This window comes from Agromyces mediolanus (assembly GCF_023715325.1).
GTDB classification, from domain to species: Bacteria; Actinomycetota; Actinomycetes; order Actinomycetales; family Microbacteriaceae; genus Agromyces; species Agromyces mediolanus_A.
In genome coordinates this window covers 62,504-77,329 of sequence record NZ_JAMBNX010000003.1, presented here as the reverse complement: position 1 = coordinate 77,329, position 14,826 = coordinate 62,504, and the positions used below count along the sequence as shown (strand labels likewise).

Annotated in this window: 16 protein-coding genes; 8 read left to right on the top strand and 8 right to left on the bottom strand. The window is 71.2% G+C overall.

Annotation, left to right across the window (positions count from 1 at the left end):
• The first annotated feature begins 78 nt into the window (after positions 1-78).
• Positions 79-1,677: an ABC-F family ATP-binding cassette domain-containing protein gene (locus tag M3147_RS06580; protein WP_251202681.1), complete on the top strand. Its 1,599-nt coding sequence runs from the start codon at positions 79-81 to the stop codon at positions 1,675-1,677.
• Positions 1,678-1,723: 46 nt separating this feature from the next.
• On the opposite strand, the gene M3147_RS06575 is transcribed toward M3147_RS06580, so the two are convergent.
• From M3147_RS06575 to M3147_RS06565, 3 genes are read right to left on the bottom strand one after another with little or no spacing between them, the layout of a single operon-like run.
• Complete coding sequence (locus M3147_RS06575) at positions 1,724-2,590, bottom strand: SURF1 family cytochrome oxidase biogenesis protein (RefSeq protein WP_251202680.1); 867 nt, start codon at positions 2,588-2,590, stop codon at positions 1,724-1,726.
• Positions 2,587-2,838 (bottom strand): hypothetical protein, encoded by a 252-nt coding sequence (locus M3147_RS06570; protein ID WP_251202679.1) that lies wholly within the window; start codon positions 2,836-2,838, stop codon positions 2,587-2,589. The genes M3147_RS06575 and M3147_RS06570 overlap by 4 nt, the downstream gene beginning before the upstream one ends.
• Positions 2,835-3,149: a DUF3099 domain-containing protein gene (locus M3147_RS06565; RefSeq protein WP_251202678.1), complete on the bottom strand. Its 315-nt coding sequence runs from the start codon at positions 3,147-3,149 to the stop codon at positions 2,835-2,837. Before M3147_RS06565 ends, M3147_RS06570 begins: the two co-directional genes overlap by 4 nt.
• Before the next feature lie 144 nt (positions 3,150-3,293).
• Here M3147_RS06565 and M3147_RS06560 point away from each other — a divergent pair, with 144 nt between their 5' ends.
• Together M3147_RS06560 and M3147_RS06555 are read left to right on the top strand one after the other, a co-directional pair.
• Complete coding sequence (locus M3147_RS06560) at positions 3,294-4,004, top strand: beta-ketoacyl-ACP reductase (RefSeq protein WP_251202677.1); 711 nt, start codon at positions 3,294-3,296, stop codon at positions 4,002-4,004.
• A gap of 119 nt (positions 4,005-4,123) precedes the next feature.
• Positions 4,124-5,653 carry an HNH endonuclease signature motif containing protein gene (locus tag M3147_RS06555; protein WP_251202676.1) on the top strand — a complete coding sequence of 510 codons (1,530 nt, stop codon included), beginning with the start codon at positions 4,124-4,126 and terminating at the stop codon, positions 5,651-5,653.
• A 287-nt stretch (positions 5,654-5,940) separates the two neighbouring features.
• Here the strand turns inward: M3147_RS06555 and serB are convergent, their stop codons facing one another.
• Entirely contained in the window at positions 5,941-6,609 is a 669-nt protein-coding gene (gene serB / locus M3147_RS06550; protein WP_251202675.1) for a phosphoserine phosphatase SerB, read from the bottom strand.
• Entirely contained in the window at positions 6,606-7,853 is a 1,248-nt protein-coding gene (locus M3147_RS06545) for a glucose-1-phosphate adenylyltransferase (protein ID WP_251202674.1), read from the bottom strand. Before M3147_RS06545 ends, serB begins: the two co-directional genes overlap by 4 nt.
• Before the next feature lie 92 nt (positions 7,854-7,945).
• On the opposite strand from M3147_RS06545, the gene glgA reads away from it, so the two are divergent.
• From glgA to M3147_RS06530, 3 genes are all read left to right on the top strand, one after another.
• A complete protein-coding gene (glgA, locus tag M3147_RS06540) occupies positions 7,946-9,133 on the top strand; it encodes a glycogen synthase (RefSeq protein WP_251202673.1) in 1,188 nt (395 codons plus the stop codon).
• 54 nt (positions 9,134-9,187) lie between these two features.
• Positions 9,188-9,976, top strand: a complete 789-nt coding sequence (locus M3147_RS06535) for an ABC transporter ATP-binding protein (RefSeq protein WP_251202672.1) — start codon at positions 9,188-9,190, stop codon at positions 9,974-9,976.
• Between the two features lie 143 nt (positions 9,977-10,119).
• Positions 10,120-10,374 carry a type B 50S ribosomal protein L31 gene (locus tag M3147_RS06530; RefSeq protein ID WP_243568340.1) on the top strand — a complete coding sequence of 85 codons (255 nt, stop codon included), beginning with the start codon at positions 10,120-10,122 and terminating at the stop codon, positions 10,372-10,374.
• A gap of 154 nt (positions 10,375-10,528) precedes the next feature.
• On the opposite strand, the gene M3147_RS06525 is transcribed toward M3147_RS06530, so the two are convergent.
• Positions 10,529-11,227: an exonuclease domain-containing protein gene (locus tag M3147_RS06525; protein ID WP_251202671.1), complete on the bottom strand. Its 699-nt coding sequence runs from the start codon at positions 11,225-11,227 to the stop codon at positions 10,529-10,531.
• A 60-nt stretch (positions 11,228-11,287) separates the two neighbouring features.
• Between M3147_RS06525 and M3147_RS06520 the strand changes: the two genes are divergently transcribed.
• Together M3147_RS06520 and M3147_RS06515 are read left to right on the top strand one after the other, a co-directional pair.
• On the top strand, positions 11,288-12,178 hold the full coding sequence (locus M3147_RS06520) for an alpha/beta fold hydrolase (RefSeq protein WP_251202670.1): 891 nt from the start codon (positions 11,288-11,290) through the stop codon (positions 12,176-12,178).
• A complete protein-coding gene (locus M3147_RS06515; RefSeq protein ID WP_251202669.1) occupies positions 12,175-13,275 on the top strand; it encodes a glycosyltransferase family 4 protein in 1,101 nt (366 codons plus the stop codon). The genes M3147_RS06520 and M3147_RS06515 overlap by 4 nt, the downstream gene beginning before the upstream one ends.
• Positions 13,276-13,290: 15 nt before the next feature.
• On the opposite strand, the gene M3147_RS06510 is transcribed toward M3147_RS06515, so the two are convergent.
• Both M3147_RS06510 and M3147_RS06505 read right to left on the bottom strand, forming a co-directional pair.
• A complete protein-coding gene (locus M3147_RS06510) occupies positions 13,291-13,899 on the bottom strand; it encodes a histidine phosphatase family protein (RefSeq protein WP_251202668.1) in 609 nt (202 codons plus the stop codon).
• 30 nt (positions 13,900-13,929) lie between these two features.
• Positions 13,930-14,775, bottom strand: a complete 846-nt coding sequence (locus M3147_RS06505) for a Sir2 family NAD-dependent protein deacetylase (RefSeq protein ID WP_251202667.1) — start codon at positions 14,773-14,775, stop codon at positions 13,930-13,932.
• Positions 14,776-14,826 lie beyond the last annotated feature (51 nt).

Here is a 14,826-nt window from a genome sequence, read left to right as displayed (position 1 = left end):
CGCACCGTCCGCAACCGCGATAGACTGGGAGGCTGTGCCACTCGGTACACGATCCCCAGCCCTCCAGGAGGCCCCGCCGTGCTCGCCGTCACCGATCTCGAGATCCGCGTCGGCGCCCGGCTGCTCATGGAGAACGTCTCGTTCCGGGTGAGCCCGGGCGACAAGATCGGCCTCGTCGGCCGCAACGGCGCCGGCAAGACCACCCTCACGAAGACGCTCGCGGGGGAGACCCTGCCGACCGGCGGCCGCATCGACCGCTCCGGTGAGATCGGCTACCTCCCGCAGGACCCGCGTTCGGGCGACCCCGAGATGCTCGCCCGCACCCGCATCCTCGATGCCCGCGGGCTCGGCACGCTCGTGCTCGGCATGCGCGAGGCCTCCGAGCAGATGGGCTCCGACGAGCCCGCCGTCGCCGAGAAGGCGATGAAGCGCTACGGCACGCTGACCGACCGCTTCACCGCGCTCGGCGGGTATGCGGCCGAAGCGGAGGCGGCCTCGATCGCGTCGAACCTCAATCTGCCCGACCGAATCCTCGACCAGCCGCTGAAGACCCTCTCCGGCGGTCAGCGCCGACGCATCGAGCTCGCACGCATCCTCTTCTCCGACGCCGAGACGATGATCCTCGACGAGCCGACCAACCACCTCGACGCCGATTCCGTCGTCTGGCTCCGCGAGTTCCTGAAGAACTACCGCGGCGGCGTGATCGTGATCAGCCACGACGTCGAACTTGTCGGCGAGGTCGTGAACCGCGTGTTCTACCTCGACGCGAACCGGTCGGTCATCGACGTGTACAACATGGGCTGGAAGCACTACCTGCGCCAGCGCGCCGCCGACGAGGAACGTCGTAAGAAGGAACGCGCGAACGCCGAGAAGAAGTCCGACGCGCTGCGTCTGCAGGCGGCGAGGTTCGGCGCGAAGGCCTCCAAGGCGGCCGCAGCCCACCAGATGGTCGCCCGTGCGGACAAGCTGCTCGCTGGGCTCGAGGAGGTGCGCGCCGTCGATCGCGTGGCGAAGCTGCGCTTCCCGACCCCGGCCGCGTGCGGCCGCACGCCGCTCCAGGCCTCGGACCTCTCGAAGAGCTACGGCTCACTCGAGATCTTCACCGCCGTCGATCTCGCCATCGACCGGGGCTCGAAGGTCGTCATCATCGGGTTGAACGGTGCCGGCAAGACCACGCTGCTGCGCATCCTGGCGGGCGTCGATCAGCCCGACACCGGGCAGCTGGAGCCGGGCCACGGCCTGCGGGTCGGCTACTTCGCGCAGGAGCACGAGACCATCGACGTGAAGCGCTCCGTGCTCGAGAACATGGTGTCCTCCTCGCCCGCGCTCACCGAGACCGAGGCGCGCAAGGTGCTCGGCTCGTTCCTCTTCACCGGTGACGACGTGCACAAGCCGGCCGGCGTGCTCTCCGGTGGCGAGAAGACCCGACTCGCGCTCGCAATGATCGTCGTCTCCGGTGCCAACGTGCTGCTCCTCGACGAGCCGACGAACAACCTCGACCCGGCGAGCCGCGAGGAGATCCTCGACGCGCTCGCGCACTTCGAGGGCGCGGTCGTGCTCGTCTCCCACGATCCGGGCGCGGTCGAGGCGCTGAACCCCGAGCGGGTGCTGATCCTGCCCGACGGCGTCGAGGACCACTGGAGTGCCGAGTATCAGGAGCTCATCGAGCTGGCCTGAGCACGAACCCGGCGCCCGGTGCATCGGGCGCCGGCGAGGCCGCCCGTCAACGGCGGTCGAGGATCTCGTCCTCGGTGTCCGCGTCGTGGTCGCGCTTCGCCGGCTGCGTCCGCCGGGGCGCGCGGTGCTGCGTGCGGGCCGCACCTGGCGAGGCATCCGTCTCGATGTCGCCGAGACCGGCCTCTTCGCGTGCCTTGCGCTCCTGGTTCGCCGCCCAGCCGAGCCCGATGAAGGCGAGGAGCGCGAAGACGTACCACTGCAGCGCGTACGACAGGTGGGGTCCTTCGTCGCGCTCGGGACGGGGGGCGGCGAGCGGCGGCTCCGCCGCGTCCGCCCCGTCCTGCACGAGGATGCCGTACGCGCCCGTGTAGCTCGGCGCGCCGACGCGCTCGGCGAGCTCGTCGAGATCGATCGTCGCGAACTCGCGCCCGGTGGAGGTCCGGCCGGCGATCCGGCCCTCGCCGGCTTTCAACCTGGCGGTCACGTCGACCTCACCGCTCGGCGGGGCCGGGACGTCGCTCGGGCGGCCGTCGGAGTTCTGGGCGACCCAGCCTCGGTCGATCATGAAGACGTCGCCGTTGTCGAGCTGGAACGGGGTCACGACCTCGAAGCCGGTGGTGCCGGAGAACGGCCGGTTGCGCACCACCACCTCGTCGTCGGCCAGGTACTCGCCGCGGAGTTCGACGACCTGCCAGCGCTGGTCGACGTCGAACGCGTCGAGCTCGGGCAGCGCCTCGGTGAGCGGCACGGGCTCGGCATCGTAGTTCGCGTCGATCCGGGCGACCTCCGCGAGCGCCTCGGCGCGGCGGTTCAGCTGCCAGGTGCCGAGGGCTGAGCAGGCGATCGCGAACACGATGACGAGGGCGAGATATCCCGCCCAGCGCGGGGCGATCAGGAAGCGCCAGCGGCTCATTCCTCTCCTCCGAGGTCGGCCGCCGGGGCGACGAAGCGGCTCACGGCGACGGGGAAGCTCCGCGCCTCGACGAACCCGCGCAAGTACTCGACGTGGTCGTCGCAGGCGAGCCAGGTCTTGGTGCGTCCGTCGGTGTGGATGCGGGGATTGCTCCACTCGACGCGCCACTCCGCCGCCGCGTTGCAGCCGGCTCGCGAGCAGATCGCCCCGGCGGGGCTGCCGCCGAGTCCACCGAGTCCGCCGATCATTCGGCGCCTCCCCGGGGCGCGTCGGAACCCTGGTCGTCCGTGTCGGGTCGGGTGGGCGCGGCGGGCAGCGCGCGCCCGGGCGACACGATCATCCCAGCCCGACCGCTGCCCTGCGCGTTCGCGAGCACGACGGCGACGTACGGCAGGAAGATCGCCCCCGCGGCGAAGACGGCGAGCCACCAGCCCTGCACGAAGAGCATGGCGAAGATGCACCCGACTCGGATCGTCATCGCGATCGTGTACTTGAGCATGCGCGCGCGCCGCTCCTGATCGGGGGAGGGCGGCAGCGAGGTGATCGACTGCTGCTTCATGGTGGTCGCCGGGCTCTGACGGCGCTCCTCCCGTCAAGCCTACGTCCGTCTCGACCGAGCGGATGCCGGGAATGGACGACGTTCTATGCTGGGACGGGCCTCCAGCGAGGCCCGCCATCTTTTCCGACTCGAAATGGAGCCGACATGACGACGAGCCGCACCGTGCTGGTGACCGGGGGCAACCGGGGCATCGGGTACGCGATCGCCGAGGAGTTCCTCGCTCAGGGCCATCGGGTCGCGGTCACGGCGCGCTCGGGCGAGGGCCCCGCGGGTTCGCTCACGGTTCGGGCGGATGTCACGGACTCCGACTCAGTGGACCGCGCCTTCACCGAGATCGAGGCCGAGCTCGGCCCGGTCGAGGTCGTCGTCGCGAACGCGGGGATCACCCGCGACACCCTGCTCATGCGGATGAGTGACGAGGACTTCGAGCAGGTCGTCGACACGAACCTCGGCGGGGCATTCCGGGTCGTGAAGCGCGCCTCGAAGGGGATGCTCAAGGCCCGGTTCGGCCGCGTCGTGCTCATCTCCAGCGTCGTCGGCCTCTACGGCTCGGCCGGTCAGGTCAACTACTCGGCTTCGAAGGCCGGCCTCGTCGGCATCGCTCGCTCGCTCACCCGTGAGCTCGGCGCGCGCGGCATCACCGCGAACGTCGTCGCACCGGGCTTCATCGAGACCGACATGACCGATGCGCTCCCCGAGGCGCAGCAGGCCGAGTACAAGAAGAACATCCCAGCCGGACGCTTCGCCGTGCCGAGCGAGGTCGCGAAGGTCGTCGCCTGGGTCGCGTCCGACGATGCCGCATACATCTCGGGAGCCGTCATCCCGGTCGACGGCGGCCTCGGCATGGGGCACTAGCGCGGCAGCGATCGGAGCACGCTTCCGACCCGGGCGCCGGGGTCCCGGTTCTGTGCGTGGGGGAGCGTCAGCGCCACTTCGGTGTCGAGTTTCGAAGGTGTGTTCGATAGTCTGGGTGCATGAGCGCGCAGCATCCCGTCGACCCGGCTGGCCCGGCCGACCCGGCTGGCCCGGCCGACCTGGCTGTGAGCGGTGTGCCCGGGGAGTGGGCTGACCCGGACTGGCCGTCGTTGGATGGGTGGCGGGCGGCGTCGGCAGCGGGCGGGTCGCGGGCGGTGTTCGCCGAGCTGCAGGCCACCCTCGATGCCGCCGAGGACGCGCTATTGGAATCCAACCGCATGCACGCCGCACAGCTCGACGCGTACCGGCAGGCCTTCGCCCTCGCCGACGCGCACCCCGAGCTGTACGTCCACACCGAAACCCACCATGCGGAGTCCCGGGGCGGCATCCCCGTCGCGGAACTCGCCGCCCGCTCAGTCGCCGCGGAACTATCCATGCGGCTCCAGCTGCCCGCCGCGACGATCCGAAACCGCGCCCACGAAGCAGCCACCGCGCACCGCCACCTGCCCAGGCTCTGGGCCCGCTTCCGTGTCGGCATCGCCGCGTACCCCGAGGTGCGTGCCGCGCTCGACACCCTCGACGGCCTCACCCTGACCGACCCGAACCGCACCGGCCCTGACGCGGCCCGGCATGCCGCCGCACTGGCCGAGTTCGACGACACCCTCGCGGGCTTGGCCGGCACCATCCCACTGACCAGGTTCCGCTCCCGCGCCCGCCGGCTCCGCACCCGCCTCGAACCCCCACCGACCGCGTCAGCCCGCCACGAACGCGCGCACACCGCACGGCGCCTGGTCCTCGAACCCGCCCCCGACGGCATGGCCTGGATCAGCCTCTACGTCACCGCCATCGACGCCGCCGCGATCCGCGCCCGCGTCGACGCCACCGCAACCCACCAGTCAGGCCACCCCGACGAGACCCGCACCCTCGACCAACTCCGCGCCGACACCGCCACCGCCTGGCTCACCGGCCACGACACCCCCACCGCCGTGCGCACCGAGATCCTCATCACCATCCCCGCCCTCACCCTCACCACCACCACCACCACCACCACCACCAGCAGCTATGTCCCCGCCGAACTCGACGGACACGGCCCCATCGACGACGCCACCGCCCGCCACCTCTTCGCCCACGCCCCCACCTTCCTCCGCATGATCACCGACCCCATCACCACCGCCCCACTCGCCCTAGACCGCACCCGCTACCGCGTCACCACCGCACAACGCCGCTGGCTCACCCACCACTACGGCACCTGCACCCGACCCGGCTGCACCCGCCCCGCCCACACCAGCGACCTCGACCACCTCACCCCCTGGACCCACGGCGGCCCCACCAACACCACCAACCTCGCCCCCACCTGCCGCACCGACCACACCCTCAAACACCACACCAAATTCCGCGTCACCCGCACCCCCAACGGCACCATCACCTGGCACACCCCCACCGGACACACCGCAACCACCCACCCCCAACACCACACCCCACCACCACACAACCCACCCCCACACCCGAGCAACACACCAGACCACCCAAGCAACGACCCGACACCCCACCCCGAACCCCACCCATACCCCGAACCCGCACCCTTCTAACCCCGCACCCGACCAACGCACCGGACTACTCTTCGCGTTCCAGCGCTGCGGCACGGGTCGACGGTTCGTGCGCGCCGCGAGCGCTCGTGCGGCGCAGTCGGCGCGTCACGGATCGGGTCTGGCGAGGTACAGGCGAACCGGACTCTCGAAAAGCCCGTTGACCGCTCTGGAAGCACGCCGCAGCACAATTGATGGCGAGGCCGCGCGGCGGGGTACTCCGCACCACTCTTACTCCGACCCACCGCTCCCGGCGCTGGCAGGCCGGGCTACGCCGGAGGGAGCCGGACCTACCCCGTGGCCGTGAGCCCGGCGAGCGGGAGGAGCTGCGACAGGTCAGGCCGGTCGATGACGACATCGGCACGGCTCCGCACGACGGGCTTCGCACAGAACGCGACCCCGAGCGCAGCGGCCTCGAGCATGCGTAGATCGTTCGCGCCGTCACCGGCCGCAATGGTTCGCGCCAGCGGAATGCCCCCGGCCGCCGCCCATTCGGACAGCGCCACGGCTTTCGCCTCCGCGTCGATGATCGGGCCGAGCACACGCCCGGTGAACCATCCGCCATCGATCTCCAGCCGGTTCGCCCGGCAATGATCGAGCCCGAGCCGTTTCGCGAGTGGGTCGAGGAGTTCGTGGAAGCCGCCGGACACGACGCCGATGCGCCCGCCGGCGGCGTGCACCCCCGCGATCAGTCGATCGAGCCCGGGAGTCGGGGTCATCCGTTCGCGCACTCGGGGGAGGATCGAAGCATCCAGCCCGGCGAGCGTCGCCACCCGTTCGCGGAGGCTCTCCGCGAAGTCCAGTTCACCGCGCATCGCGCGCTCGGTGACGGCTGCGACGTGCGCGAGCGTTCCCGCCTCCTCGGCGAGCAGTTCGATCGCCTCCTCGCGGATGAGCGTCGAGTCCGCATCGAGCACGATGAGCGGGCCGCCCACGGCGGCGGGCGCAGCGGCGCTCACGCGCGAGCCCGGATGCGCGAGCCCTTGCCCACGACGGTGATGCCACTCTCCGTGACGATGAAGCCGCGCGCGAGGTCCTGCTGCCGGTCGATGCCGACCTGCGCGCCTTCTTCGACGACGACCTCCTTGTCGAGGATGGCGCGGCGCACGGTGGCCCCGCCCTCGATGCGAGCCCGGTCGAAGAGGATCGAGTCCGCCACGTGCGCGCCGGAGCCGACCATGGCCCACGGCCCGATCACGCTGCGCTCCAGATGCGCGCCCGAGATCACCGAACCGAGCGAGACGATCGAGTCGATGACGGTGCCGAGGGCGCCGCGGGCGTCCCTCGTGAACTTCGCCGGAGGCGAGTTGAGCTGCTGGCTGAAGATCGGCCACTCCCGGTTGTAGAGGTTGAAGACGGGCAGCACGGAGATGAGGTCTTGGTGCGCCTCGAAGTACGAGTCGATCGTTCCGACGTCGCGCCAGTAGTAGCGGTCGCGGTCGGTGGCCCCGGGTACGTCGTTGCGCTGGAGATCGTAGACGCCCGCGCGCCCCTCGTCGACGAAGGCCGGGATGATGTCGCCGCCCATGTCGTGGCCGGAATCCGCACGATCGCCATCGCGCTTGACGGCCTCGATCAGCGCGTCGGCGTCGAAGACGTAATTGCCCATGGAGGCGAGCACCGAGCCGGGCGCGTCGGGCAGCCCGACGGGGTGGGTCGGCTTCTCGAGGAACCGGGAGATGCGATCGGGATGCTCCGGGTCGACCTCGATCACCCCGAACTGGTCGGCGAGCGAGATCGGCTGGCGGATGGCGGCGACCGTGGCGGCGGCGCCCGACTCGACGTGGGCGTCCACCATCTGCGCGAAGTCCATGCGGTACACGTGATCGGCACCGACGACGACGATGAGGTCGGGCCGTTCGTCGTGGATCAGGTTCAGGCTCTGCAGGATGGCGTCGGCGGAACCCGAGAACCAGCGCTTGCCGAGCCGCTGCTGCGCCGGCACCGACGCGACGTAGGAGTTCAGCAGGCCGCTCAGGCGCCAGGTCTGCGAGACGTGCCGGTCGAGGCTGTGCGACTTGTACTGGGTGAGCACCACGATCTGCCGCAGACCCGAGTTCAACAGGTTCGAGAGCGCGAAGTCGATGAGCCGGTACTGCCCGCCGAACGGCACGGCCGGCTTCGCGCGGTCCTCGGTCAGGGGCATCAATCGCTTGCCCTCGCCACCGGCGAGGACGATCGCGAAGACCTTGCGCGCAACCATGGTCCCCAGCGTAGCCAGCGCCGGCCGGATTCGTCCCCTCCGAGTCGATCCGAGTCCAGCGCGGCCCGGTCACGCTGCGCTAGCGTGGCCGCATGCTGGTCGATCTGCTCACCAGGGAGTACCCGCCGGAGGTCTACGGAGGCGCCGGCGTGCACGTCGCCGAGCTCGTGCGCGCGCTCCGCCGCGACCTCGACGTCCGGGTCCGCTGCTTCGGCGCCGCCCGCGACGAGGCGGGCACCTTCGCATACGCGCCGCCGGTCGAGTTCGACGGCCGGAACGCCGCGCTCGGCACGATGGGCGTCGACCTGCTGATGGCGGCCGACGTCGCCGGCGCCGACCTCGTGCACTCGCACACCTGGTACGCGAACTTCGCCGGCTTCACCGCGAAGCGGTTGCACGGCGTGCCGCACGTGGTGACCGCGCACAGCCTCGAGCCCCTGCGGCCATGGAAGGCCGAGCAGCTCGGCGGGGGATACGCCCTGTCGTCCTGGGTCGAGCGCACCGCGTTCGAGGACGCCGACGCCGTGATCGCGGTGAGCGAGGGGATGCGTCGCGACATCCTGCGCGCCTACCCGGAGATCGACCCGGCCCGCGTCGAAGTCGTCTACAACGGCATCGACCTCGTCGACTGGGCGCCGAACGACGACCGCGCGCTCGTCCGGTCGCTCGGCGTCGATCCTGATCGCCCCTCGGTCGTGTTCGTCGGTCGGATCACCCGGCAGAAGGGGCTGCCATACCTCCTCCGCGCCGCGCGCCACCTGCCGTCCGACGCCCAGCTGGTGCTCTGCGCCGGCGCCCCCGACACCCCCGAGATCATGGCCGAGGTCACCGGGCTCGTGGACGAGCTCCGGCGCGAGCGGGACGGCGTCGTCTGGATCGACCGCCACCTGCCGCGGGCAGAGCTCACCGCCCTCCTCACCTCGGCGACCGCGTTCGTGTGCCCGTCGATCTACGAGCCCCTCGGCATCGTCAACCTCGAGGCGATGGCGTGCGGCGCTGCCGTCGTCGGCACGGCGACCGGCGGCATCCCCGAGGTCGTCGAGGACGGCGTCACCGGCGTTCTCGTACCCATCGAACAGGCCGAAGATGGCACCGGTACGCCGCTCGACCCGGAGCGGTACGTCGCCGATCTCGCCGCAGCGCTCGAACGGGTGCTCGACGACCCCGATGCGGCGCGACGGCTCGGGGCGGCCGGCCGAGCGCGGGCCGAAGCGCACTTCGGCTGGACCGCCATCGCCGAGCGAACCCGCGAGGTCTACCGGGCTGCACTCGCCCGATGAAGGGCCGATGCGGGTGGGCCATCGGGGCCCCCGGCTGCCGATAGCATGGATCGCATGGCGAGCACGGTTCTGAAGTTCAGCGATGTGTCGGTGGTCCGCGATGGGAACACCATCCTCGACGGGATCGACTGGACGGTCAGGGCAGACGAGCGTTGGGTGGTGCTCGGCCCGAACGGCGCCGGCAAGACCACGCTGCTGCAGATCGCCGCCGCGGCCATGCACCCGAGCTCCGGCGAGGCCGAGGTGCTGCTCGAGTCGCTCGGCAAGGTCGACGTCTTCGAGCTCCGGCCGATGATCGGCTTCGCCTCCTCGGCGATGGCCCGCAAGCTGCCGAAATCCGAGACCGTCCTCGACGTCGTGCTCACCGCCGCCTATTCGGTCGCCGGCCGCTGGAACGAGGAGTACGAGGAGATCGACCTCCGCCGCGCGCAGCGGGTGCTCTCCGAATGGGGCCTCGAGCGCTTCGCCGACCGCCGTTTCGGCAGCCTCTCCGACGGCGAGCAGAAGCGCGTGCAGATCGCCCGTGCGGTCATGACCGACCCCGAGCTGCTCCTGCTCGACGAGCCCGCCGCGAGCCTCGACCTCGGCGCACGCGAGGAACTCGTCGGGCTGCTCGGCGGGTACGCCTCCTCGACGGCCTCGCCGGCCATCGTGATGGTCACCCACCACGTCGAGGAGATCCCGCAGGGCTTCACGCACGCGCTGCTGCTCAAGCAGGGCGAGGTCGTGGCGTCCGGCCCCTTCGCGGAGGCGCTGACCGCCGAAACGCTGAGCGAGACCTTCGGCCTGCCGATCGAGCTCAGCGAGAACGACGGCCGCTTCGCCGCGCGTGCCACCGCCTGAGGGCAGCATCCCGCTGCGTCTGCTAAACTCGTGAGCTGGCCCGCGGGCCACTGAGCTTCCCTGCCGCCGTACTGCGCCAACCGGGCGGTCGGCCACGGCGGCGGAATCCCCATCCATCTCGATTACTGATCAAGGAAGTCTTCATGAAGACCGACATCCACCCCGAGTACAACGCCATCGTCTTCCGCGACCTGGCGTCGGGCGCCACGTTCCTCACGCGTTCGACCGCGACGAGCGACAAGACGATCGAGCTCGACGGTGCCACCTACCCGGTGATCGACGTCGAGATCTCGAGCGAGTCGCACCCCTTCTACACGGGCAAGCAGCGCATCATGGACTCGGCCGGCCGTGTCGAGAAGTTCAACCAGCGCTTCAAGGGCTTCGGCGGCTCCAAGTAAGACCACCGCGACACGGGCGGGCGACCTTCGGGTCGTCCGCCCGTTCGTGTTTCCACCGACGGGATGCCCCGTGTTTCCACGGACGGGATGCCCCGTGGCCGAACTCGGTCCCGAGGCCGACCCCCGAGCTCGGCGCGCACCCGGCCGGCGCGGATCAGCGCAGCGGCCAGGCGCCCACGGCGACGAACTGGGGCTCGCCGTTGCGCCGACGCCAGTCCTGGTAGCTCTCGGCCTGCAGGCGCGCCCACTCGACCTGCCGCTCGTGCAGCTCGGCTGCGGCGAGCAGTGCGACCTCGGGGTACGCGCGGGCGATGGCCTGCGCGACCCGACCGGCCGCCGTGGCATCGGCGCCCGCGTCGTGCGCGTCGACGAGCTCGACGCCGTAGTGCGCTGCGGCGGCGGTGAGCGTGCGCTTGCCGCGGCGGTAGCGGTCGACGGCCTTGTCGATGACGAGCGGGTCGACCACGGGGCCGGGGCCCGGCAGGGGAGTGACCCCGTAGCGCTCGGCCTCGCGCGACAACACCGAGAGGTCGTACGCGGCGTTGTAGGCGACGATCGGCAGGCCCCGGCCCGCCGCATCGGCGAGCGCGGCGATGATCTCGGTCACCGCGCGGGCCGCCGGCATCCCCTCGGCGCGCGCACGCTCGGTCGACACGCCGTGGATGAGGCTCGCCGCGGTCGGGATCTCGACCCCGGGATCGGCGAGCCAGCTGCGCTGCTCGACGACGCGTCCGTCGCGATCGAGCACGCCGACGTAGGCGGTGACGATGCGACAGGTGTCGATGTCGATGCCCGTGGTCTCGAGGTCGAAGACGGCGAGGGTGTCGGCCCAGTCGGCGGTGGCATCGATCATGCCGTCACCCTACGTGCGGCGTCCGACAGCTCCAGGCTGCCGCGCCGTAGACTGGAGCGGATGACCCCCTCGCCCTACGCCGCCCAGCTCGACCGCATTCCCGTGCGCGAACACCGCAGCACGGTGCTCGGGTCGACGACGGCGTGGTGGGAGTACGGGGAGCCGGGCGCCCCGGCGATCGTGCTCGTGCACGGTTTCCGCGGCGACCACCACGGACTCGAACCGATCGTCGCGAACCTTCCCGGATTCCGCATCATCTCGCCCGACCTTCCCGGCTTCGGCGAGTCCGCACCACTCGACGGCCCGCACGACATCGCGGGCTACGCCGCGTGGCTCGACGCCTTCGTCGCCTCGCTGGAGCTCGACGGTGCCTACACGCTGCTCGGGCACTCCTTCGGCTCGATCGTGGCGTCGGCGGCCGTGGCGGGCGGGCTCCGCCCCGATCGCTTGGTGCTCGTCAACCCGATCGGCGCCCCCGCACTCGAGGGTCCCCGCGGCATCATGACGCGGCTGGCGGTGGCCTACTACCGCGCCGCGGCCGCGCTGCCCGAACGGGCCGGCTTCGCGGTGCTGAAGAATCGCGCGATCGTGCGGGTGATGAGCGTCACCATGGCGAAGACGCGCTCGCGCGAGTTGCGCCGCTTCATCCACGATCAGCACGACCGGTACTTCTCGGTGTTCAGCGACCGTGACAGCCTGCTGGAGGCCTTCCGCGCCTCCGTCAGCCACGACGTGCGCGAGTTCGCCCCGCGGATCGACCTGCCGGTCCTCCTTGTGGCGGCCGAGCGCGACGACATCACGCCGCTGTCGGCGCAGCACGTGCTCGTCGAACGATTCCCGGACGCACGCCTCGAGGTGATCCCCGAGGTCGGGCATCTCATCCACTACGAGGCGCCGGGCGACGCCGCCCGGCGCATCCTCGGGTTCGTGCCGCACGGAGCGGCCGCGTGAGGATCGTCTTCGACTGCAGGTACACCAGAATCGGGCAGCACGACGGCATCAGCCGGTTCACGGCCGGCCTCGTCGGCGAGCTCGGCAAGCGGCATCCCGTCACGATGCTGATCAACGACCACCGCCAGCTCGAACTGCTGCCCGATCTGCCCTGGCAGCTCGTCAGCAGCCCGACGAGCCCGCTCGAGCCGTTCGTCGCCCTCCAGGTGAAGCGATTGAAGCCCGACCTCGTCTTCTCGCCGATGCAGACGATGGGCTCCCTCGGCCGCGACTACCGGCTGCTGCTCACCCTGCACGACCTCATCTACTACGAGAACCGCACACCGCCGCGCAACCTGCCGGGGCCGGTGCGGCTGCTCTGGCGGCTCTACCACCTGGCCTGGTGGCCGCAGCGCGTGCTCCTGAACCGTGCCGACCGGGTCGTCACGGTCTCCGAGACCACGGCCGGTCTTATCGCCGAGCACCGGCTCACCAAGCGCGAGGTCGCCGTCGTGCCGAACGCCTCCGACGAGCTCGGCCGGCCCGAGCTGCCACGGCGGCGCCCGGCCAGGGGTCGACTCGTCTACATGGGCTCGTTCATGCCGTACAAGGGTGTCGACACGCTCGTGCGCGCAGCCGCGAAGCTTCCAGACCACGAGCTGCACCTCATGAGCCGCATCGGCGACGAGGAGCGCCGGCGGCTCACCCGGCTCGCGCCCGACGCGCGGCTCGTCTTCCACGACGGGGCGAGCGACGAGGAGTACGCGGAGCTGCTCTCGTCCGCGACCGCGCTCGTGCACGCCTCGCGCGCGGAGGGGTTCGGAATCCCGCTCGTGGAGGCGATGCGGCTCGGCACGCCGATCGTGGTGAGCGACATCCCGATCTTCCGGGAGATCGGCGGCGATGCCGCCGAATACTTCGATCCCGCGGATCCCGACGACCTCGTCCGTGCGGTGCGCCGACTCGACTCCGACGAGGAGTGGCAGCGCCGCTCCGAGCTCGCTGCGCAGCGGGCCGCCGGCTACACCTGGGCGGCCTCGGCGGAGCGACTGCTCGAGCTCATGCAGCGGACGGTCGCCGAGCAGGGCGGTCGCCGCACGCGTCGACGCCGCGCCTAGCGGCGTGCCGGCGGATCAGTCGCCCGTTCCGGTGAGCCGCTCGGGCTCGACGAGCTCGAGCGCGCCGTCGACGACACGCACGAGGTGCACCGAGCCGTTGTCGATGCGGAAGCCGGGGGCGGGCAGGCTCCAATCGCTGAGATGCAGGATGAGCGAGTGGATGACGCCGCCGTGCACCACCGCGAGCACACGCCCGCCCGGATGCCGTTCCGCGAGCGCGAGGAGCGCCGCCGAGCTGCGCTCGATCACCGCGGAGCGCGTCTCCAGGCCCTCGATCGTCGCGGCGGAGGCCTCGAGTGCGGCGCGGCCGTCAGCGTCGAGGCCTTCGAGCGCGCCGTGCCGACGCTCCACGAGCTCGGGAACGTGCACCGGGGCGGAGAGCCCGAGCCGGTCCGCCATGATCGACGCCGTCTCCGCGGCGCGCGAGAGCGGGCTCGCGTAGATCGCGTCCCAGCGGTCTGCGCTGAGCGCCTCGGCCGTCTCGGCGGCCTGCCGACGGCCGGTGTCGTTCAACGGGATGTCGGTGAGGCCCTGGATGCGGCGCTCGCGGTTCCAATCGGTCTCACCGTGCCGCACGAGCGCGATCGTGACGGGCGCAAGCGGCATCCTGCTGAGCTCGGTCATCCGACCATGCTCGCAGATGCGCCGGGGAACTCACGCACCGAGCGCCTCCGCGATCGCGGTCAGGGTCTCGGTGGTGCCGGCGTCGAGCTTCACCGCGGCCCTGGTGTCGCCCTTCGTCTCGCCGCGGTTCACGACGACGATCGGCAGCCGCCGGCGTCGCGCGAGCTCGATGAGGCGGATACCGGAGTTCACGACCAGGGAGCTGCCGGCGACGAGCAGGGAGTCGGCCGCCTCGACGACGCCGGCTGCGGAGCGGAAGGTCTCGACCGGCACGAACTCGCCGAAGAAGACGACGTCGGGCTTCAGCATGCCGCCGCAGACGGAGCACTCGGGGATGCGCATGCCGGCGACGTCCTCGACCTCGACGTCACCGTCGGGGTTCGTGCGGAGGGAACGTTCGAGCTCGGACTCGAGCCCGGGATTCAGTTCCGTCAGGCGATCGGCGATCGCCGCCCGCGCGAAGAGCTGGCCGCAGGCGAGGCAGACGACCCGGTCCATGCCGCCGTGGAGCTCCACGACGCGGCGGCTCCCGGCTCGCCGGTGCAGGCCGTCGACGTTCTGGGTCACCACGCCGGTCGCGGCACCGGATGCCTCGAGCCGGGCGAGCGCGAGATGGCCGCCGTTCGGCTGCGCCGATCCGAAGGAGCGCCAGCCGAGGTGGCTCCCGGCCCAGTAGCGCTTGCGCGCCGGCTCGGAGCCGACGAAGGTCTGGAAGGTCATCGGCGTGCGCCGCGGGGCACCCTCGCCGCGATAGTCGGGGATGCCCGAATCGGTGCTGACGCCGGCCCCGGTGAGGACCGCGAACGTGCCCGCGCCGAGCACCTCGATCGCCTGGTCCAGGCCGGCCACAACGGGCTCTGCAGTGCTGGTGCTCACACGGCTCCAATCGACGAATCCCACGAGACGGGTACCACGATGGTAAACACC

Coding starts and splice junctions, on each gene's coding strand:
- M3147_RS06570 (WP_251202679.1), bottom strand. CDS start 2,838: ATGATCGGCGGACTCGGTGGACTCGGCGGCAGCCCCGCCGGGGCGATC.
- M3147_RS06525 (WP_251202671.1), bottom strand. CDS start 11,227: ATGATCGATGCCACCGCCGACTGGGCCGACACCCTCGCCGTCTTCGAC.
- M3147_RS06545 (WP_251202674.1), bottom strand. CDS start 7,853: ATGGTTGCGCGCAAGGTCTTCGCGATCGTCCTCGCCGGTGGCGAGGGC.
- M3147_RS06530 (WP_243568340.1), top strand. CDS start 10,120: ATGAAGACCGACATCCACCCCGAGTACAACGCCATCGTCTTCCGCGAC.
- M3147_RS06575 (WP_251202680.1), bottom strand. CDS start 2,590: ATGAGCCGCTGGCGCTTCCTGATCGCCCCGCGCTGGGCGGGATATCTC.
- M3147_RS06510 (WP_251202668.1), bottom strand. CDS start 13,899: ATGACCGAGCTCAGCAGGATGCCGCTTGCGCCCGTCACGATCGCGCTC.
- M3147_RS06535 (WP_251202672.1), top strand. CDS start 9,188: ATGGCGAGCACGGTTCTGAAGTTCAGCGATGTGTCGGTGGTCCGCGAT.
- M3147_RS06560 (WP_251202677.1), top strand. CDS start 3,294: ATGACGACGAGCCGCACCGTGCTGGTGACCGGGGGCAACCGGGGCATC.
- M3147_RS06520 (WP_251202670.1), top strand. CDS start 11,288: ATGACCCCCTCGCCCTACGCCGCCCAGCTCGACCGCATTCCCGTGCGC.
- glgA (WP_251202673.1), top strand. CDS start 7,946: ATGCTGGTCGATCTGCTCACCAGGGAGTACCCGCCGGAGGTCTACGGA.
- M3147_RS06555 (WP_251202676.1), top strand. CDS start 4,124: ATGAGCGCGCAGCATCCCGTCGACCCGGCTGGCCCGGCCGACCCGGCT.
- M3147_RS06565 (WP_251202678.1), bottom strand. CDS start 3,149: ATGAAGCAGCAGTCGATCACCTCGCTGCCGCCCTCCCCCGATCAGGAG.